Consider the following 5,977-nt stretch of genomic DNA (forward strand, 5'->3'; position numbering starts at 1 on the left):
CATGGGCTATAATTCATTGCTACGGATTTTTCCTGCGGAAAAATCCTGCTTTTTTGCTATCTTCGTGCTACGGCGGAAACAATCCTGCGGATTTTTTCCGCAACGAAACCATAGCCAAACCGTTGGCAATAATTATGAAAAAAACACTGCTTCTGATTTTATTAGTTTTTTGTTTTCTAAATTGTGCAAATCCATACAAGTATTCTAAAAAAGAGGCTTTAGTTCAATCTTTCCATTGTCTAAATATTAAACAGGATTTAGGAGCGAAAAGTAATTTAAGAAATCCTTACTTTTTACAATTAGCGAAAATACTTAAAAATGACTCTATTCCTGACAAAAGTATAACAGACATGATTACAGTATTGACTGTTGAGATAGAGCGAACAATCAATGATGGTAAAAAACTTATTGATTCTTTAAAACCTAATCATAATGACACTCGTTTTTTTGATGCTACTTGGGAGTATTTAGATTTAAATAAGCAGTTGGAGGCTAAAAACAGATTATTGGTAGCAAGCTTGCTCAACCCAAAAAGTGACAAAAACATAGAAATAGAATTGAGCAATGAAGTTGAGGAATTAGCTCAACGAATTTTGGAGGAACAAACTGAATATGTTAATAAGGAATCCAAATTTCATAATGACAACAATATAGTTCAACGCGAAGTTGATTCGATTGTTGATATTATCAAAAATAAATAACTATTGCCAACAACGGCTATAGTTCATTACGGCTGAAATTCCTAATCGGAATTTCAAGCCTTTTTGCTAAATTTATGGTTACGGCGGAATGATACTCGCGTACCATTCCGTAACGAAACCATAGCCAAAACCGTTATAGGACATAAAAACAAACTTCATACAATTAACAAACATAAAATAAATACTATGAGAAAAATCCTAATCCTGACCACTTTAGCATTGATAGGTCTAAGTTCATTTGGACAAAAAATAATTGAAAACCCCGATTTTAGTGCAACAACTGCTAATTATGTGAAGATTACCAAAATTGAACTCCAAGATACAGTAACAAAAATTGATTTTGAAGTAAAATATTTCCCAAAATGGTGGATTAAAATTTCATCGGATAAGACTTACATACAAAACAGTAAGGGGGGAGAAAAACTTTTTGTTAAAAGTGCTAAAGGAATAATCCTTAATAAAAAGCATAATACACCTGAAAGTGGAATTAACCTATATACGCTATATTTCCCTGCAATAGAAAAAAACATTGATAAAATAGATTATATAGAGGAAAGCTGGAAAATATTTGATATTAGCTTAACTGAAAAAGAAGAAATTTCCTTTATACCTAAAGAAATACAGGGAAATTGGTTAAAAACAGACGGTAGTAATGAATGGCAATATGGTATTTTTGAAGATAAAGTTATTTATCAAAATAAAATTTGGAATAATATATTGCTTAATAGTAAAGGAAAAAACTTTGAGCTAAGCCTTAAAGATGGTTCACAGCAAGAAAAAATTTATATAAAATTAAAAAAAGAAAATTTATTAATAGGCGATTCTCCTGATAATCAACAATTGTATAGTAAAACCAAAACTTTTAATACTGACTATGTAATTGAAAATGATTTGGAATATGAACTTCCGGTGTTTAAAATTGACACAGCAGTTTATAGAGGCTTTATCGATGGATATCACCCCAAAATGGGTAACACAGGCATGGCTTATGTAAATGACATAATTATTCATGAACAAAACTCATGCTTAATTACAATTGAACCAGATGGGAGTTTTTATTGTAAAGTTCCAATGATACATCCGCAAGAGATTTATGTTCGAATGCTTAACATGAGTGAGAGCGTTTATCTTGAACCAGGAAAAACAACTTTTCAATATATTGATTTATCTGAATATACCTCGGCTTATAAAAACTATAACCATAGAAACAAAAGAGAAAGAAAGTCCCTTTTTATGGGTGATGTGTCTTTAGTAAATTCAGATTTGCTTGCAATGGATACAATTTACTATTTCAATTACAATATAGCTCAAAAGAAAATTTTAGATATGACGGGCAATGATTTTAAAACTTATTGCTTGGATATTATGAATCAAGAATTGAATGCTTTAGACCAATATGTTCAAAATAACCCGGTAAGTAAAAAAGCTTTGCAAATTAAGAATATGCAAATCCCATACAGAGCGTATGAAAATATATTATCATTTAATCGAATGAAAAGCTCTGCCTATCGAAAAAAGCATAAAGTACCTAGAGAACAACGAGAAATTCCATTGCAATCTGAAACATTTGAACCTAGTTATTATGACTTTATTAATGCGGATGATTTAAACAACCCTATTTCGCTAATATCAGGTGGGGCATACAACTCCTTAATAAACAGGATTCGTTTTTCTGAAAGTGTTCTCCCAAAACCAAACTATTTTTATGTTGCCCTGATGGATACTATTTCCTCGAAAGGAATAACCTTATCAATAGATGAAGAAAAAATTCTTAATAATCTTATTGGTTGTGAAAATATAACATGTATCAAAGAAACTCTTGAATCGGATACTGCAACTTTGAATTCGTTTCGACAAAAATATTCAGAATTATTTAGTTCAATTAGTAAAGACGCATATCATCAAATACAATCAGTAAATATGAGTAAATATTTCGGGTTAACTGAATGTTTTGCAACGGAAATAATGTTTGCTCAATCGAAATGCGAAAGTATGAGGGGGAGGCAAAAACCATTCGAAGAAGGTGATAAGGTCGAGATTCGAGAAAAGATAAGTGACGATTTTATTATGAATTATCTAATAAACTATAGTGACAATAAAGAAAAAGAAATAGAAAAAAAACTAGCAGAAAATAAAACCAAAACGGGATATGTTATAAACGAAACGCCGAAAACAGAAGCCGATAAACTATTTGATGCGATTATAGAAAAATATAAAGGTAAGGTTGTTTTTGTTGACTTTTGGGCAACATGGTGTGGCCCGTGCAGAAGTGGCATGGAAAAAATTAAACCTCTTAAAGAAGAATTGAAAGATAAAAACATTGAGTTTGTTTACATTACTAATCAATCATCACCAATAGATACCTGGAATATGATGATACCCGACATCAAAGGTGAACATTACAGAGTTGAACAAGACGAGTGGAATCATTTTGCTTCAAAGTTCAATATAAGCGGAATACCACACTATGTACTTGTAGATAAGGACGGGTCTGTTGTCAAAGATAAAGTGTACTTTGCTTCATCAAATGAAGAATTAAAAAAGTTATTTGAAAAATATCTAACACAATAAATTACGCCCTATAACACGCGGTATAGTTAATAAGGGTTTCAGTGGTTTTCAGGGCGTAGTAACCCGCTCCAAATTTTGCTGTAACTTGTTAGGTAAAAAGCCCGCAATCCCTTACTAACCATACAGCTGTACGTTGTACAACATTTTGACCCGTCCTGAATAAAGGCTACATAATTTTAAACATTATGTACAAAAATGACAAAGTAATCAGAAGGTATTCAGAACCTTTCAAACTCAAAATTTTAGACGAACTTACAACAGGAAAATTAAACAAGTATCAATTAGGTAAGGCTTATGGAATTAATCCAACCACAATCAACGAATGGATTAAAAAGTACAACCGTAAAGACTGACCCGTCCTGAATAAAGGCTACATAATTTTAAACATTTAACAATTTCTTTTAATAGTATTTTTAAGTCAGATATGAGCATTCCTTATATTTGTCTATAATTTCATTTTAGAATTACCACTCACTATGAATAGAAGAAAATTTTTCAAAAACGGTTCACTTTTTGCCTTAGGAGCATCAGTATTAAATCCTTTTGATGTAGCTGCAACACCTAAAGATTTTGATACTTATAAAAAGAACAAAAAAGCTAAAAATATCATTATAGTTGTAAGTGATGGGATGAGTATTGGAACTCTAAATATGACAGATTTATATTTATCAAGAAAAACAGGAATTGGTACAAATTGGCTTCAATTATACAGAGATAATAAAATTACACGTGGTTTAATGGATATGGCATCTGCTAGTTCTATTGTTACCGATTCTGCAGCTGCTAGTTCATCTTGGGGAGGTGGGTTTAGAATTAATAATGGAGGCCTTAATGTAAGTCCTACTGGTGAACACCACTTACCTATCTGGCAAAAATTTAAAAAAGCTGGTAAAATGGCTGGATGTGTTACCACAGTACCTATAACACATGCTACACCTGCAGGATTTTGTGTTAATAGTAAAACACGTAAAGACCAAGCTGGTATTGCAGAAAAATATTTAAGTCTAAACTTTGATATTATGATGGGTGGAGGAAATGAGTATTTCTCTCCTGATAAACGAGACGATAAGGTTGATATGTATCAAAAGTTTGCCAACAAAGGCTATGAAGTTGTAAAAACCAGAAAACAAATGTTAAAGGCAGATACTAGTAAGCCAATTTTAGGAGTGTTTTCAGATAGTGGATTGCCTTATACTATTGATAGAAATAATAGCAAAGAACTAACAAAAAACATTCCTACACTAGCTGAAATGACTCAAAAAGCTATTGATAGAATGAAAAATCATCCTGAAGGATTTGTATTGCAAGTGGAAGCAGGAAAAGTAGATTGGGCAGCTCATGGTAATGATATAGCAGGTTTACTTTATGACCAAGCTGCTCATGACGATGCTGTAAAAGTGGCTATTGATTTTGCTGATACTAATGATGAAACCCTAGTGATTATAACTACAGATCATGGAAACTCTAATCCAGGAACAATTTATGGTAGTAAAGCTAATGAGAACTTTGATACCATTCAAAACTATAAACATACAAACGAATGGATATTAAATGGTATTGGAAGAGAATCCACTATCAATCAGATTAAAGAACGCATTGAATATGCTAATAATTTTGTTGTTACAGATGAAGAGGCAATAACTCTTTTAACGCATTATGCCAATATAACAACAGAAGATGGTTTGTATAATCCTCGTCATTTACCTTTTAAATTGATGGCTGAAATTCAAAAAAAACATAACTCAGTTGGTTGGATAAGCCAACAACACTCTTCAGACTATGTAGAGTTATCTATGTATGGTCCAGGTAGTGATTTGTTAAAACCATTTATTATAAATACAGATTTACATTATTTAATGTTAGAAGCTGCTGAAGTAGAAAATAACTTTTAAAATAGATTTATGTAACTCTAAATCTCGCAATTAATTGTCCAGTCTAATGTAGTAATTCCAGTACTCTTGTCGATTCCTAGTTCTCAGGCCAGTTCAGGGACGCTTCTTCCCTTTAGGATCTTCACAATCTGTGTCTCGGTAAATTTGCTTTTTTTCATGTGACAGTTTAAAATTTAAAATTAGTAAATTCGAATTATTTACTGTCCTAGTTTTTAGGGAAGCCTACATTTTTATAATTATTACAAATAAAACCCTTCATAAATCATATTTGCTTTGTTACAAAAAATTAATTTCTCTTGTCCTTACTTCCCTTATCAAAAGCCACTAGGTTAAACAATTCTCGCATTCTAGATCGCACCCTATTTCCGTAACGTGCTTCCAATTCATTGGCATTCAAATTAGTGGTAGCATGCGTTTTTAGTTTATGCTTTAGAAAAAGATCGTATCGAGAGAGTAAAATTTCTCCCATAACATTACAATCTTTTCCAAAATGTCTTCCCGTGGGTTCCACGCCCAAATCGTCAAAACAATAAAACTGATGATTGCCATATTGCTCGATAATTCGATAGCCTATATTATTAAACCCAAAAACAATGTTCCTTGAAGGAATCACTTCATAGGGACGAAAATGCGGTACCATATGTTTTAATAACCGCATGAGCGACGTTTTACCACAACCCACAGGACCGCTTAACAGTACGCCTTTGTTGATGTCTATTCTAAACTTTTCACAACTAGATTTGTCTTTGATAAAATAGCAACAAAGCTTGTATAGTACCTTATGGTCTTCTTTGTAGATTTTAAACTTTTTAC

General features: G+C 32.0%; 5 protein-coding genes. 4 read left to right on the forward strand and 1 reads right to left on the reverse strand.

The window, feature by feature from the left end:
* From J1D01_RS17055 to J1D01_RS17070, 4 genes are all read left to right on the forward strand, one after another.
* On the forward strand, positions 1-701 hold a 701-nt coding region (locus J1D01_RS17055; protein WP_421151721.1), incomplete at its 5' end, for a hypothetical protein.
* A 186-nt stretch (positions 702-887) separates the two neighbouring features.
* Positions 888-3,272 carry a TlpA family protein disulfide reductase gene (locus J1D01_RS17060; RefSeq protein ID WP_421151722.1) on the forward strand — a complete coding sequence of 795 codons (2,385 nt, stop codon included), beginning with the start codon at positions 888-890 and terminating at the stop codon, positions 3,270-3,272.
* 185 nt (positions 3,273-3,457) lie between these two features.
* A complete protein-coding gene (locus J1D01_RS17065; RefSeq protein ID WP_421151723.1) occupies positions 3,458-3,625 on the forward strand; it encodes a transposase in 168 nt (55 codons plus the stop codon).
* A 123-nt stretch (positions 3,626-3,748) separates the two neighbouring features.
* Positions 3,749-5,164 carry an alkaline phosphatase gene (locus J1D01_RS17070; RefSeq protein ID WP_421151724.1) on the forward strand — a complete coding sequence of 472 codons (1,416 nt, stop codon included), beginning with the start codon at positions 3,749-3,751 and terminating at the stop codon, positions 5,162-5,164.
* A 286-nt stretch (positions 5,165-5,450) separates the two neighbouring features.
* Here J1D01_RS17070 and J1D01_RS17075 read toward each other — a convergent pair.
* Positions 5,451-5,977 (reverse strand): ABC transporter ATP-binding protein (locus J1D01_RS17075; RefSeq protein WP_421151725.1); only part of this gene is annotated, 527 nt, incomplete at its 5' end.

Source organism: Seonamhaeicola sp. NFXS20, assembly GCF_049132085.1.
Classification (GTDB): Bacteria; Bacteroidota; Bacteroidia; order Flavobacteriales; family Flavobacteriaceae; genus Seonamhaeicola.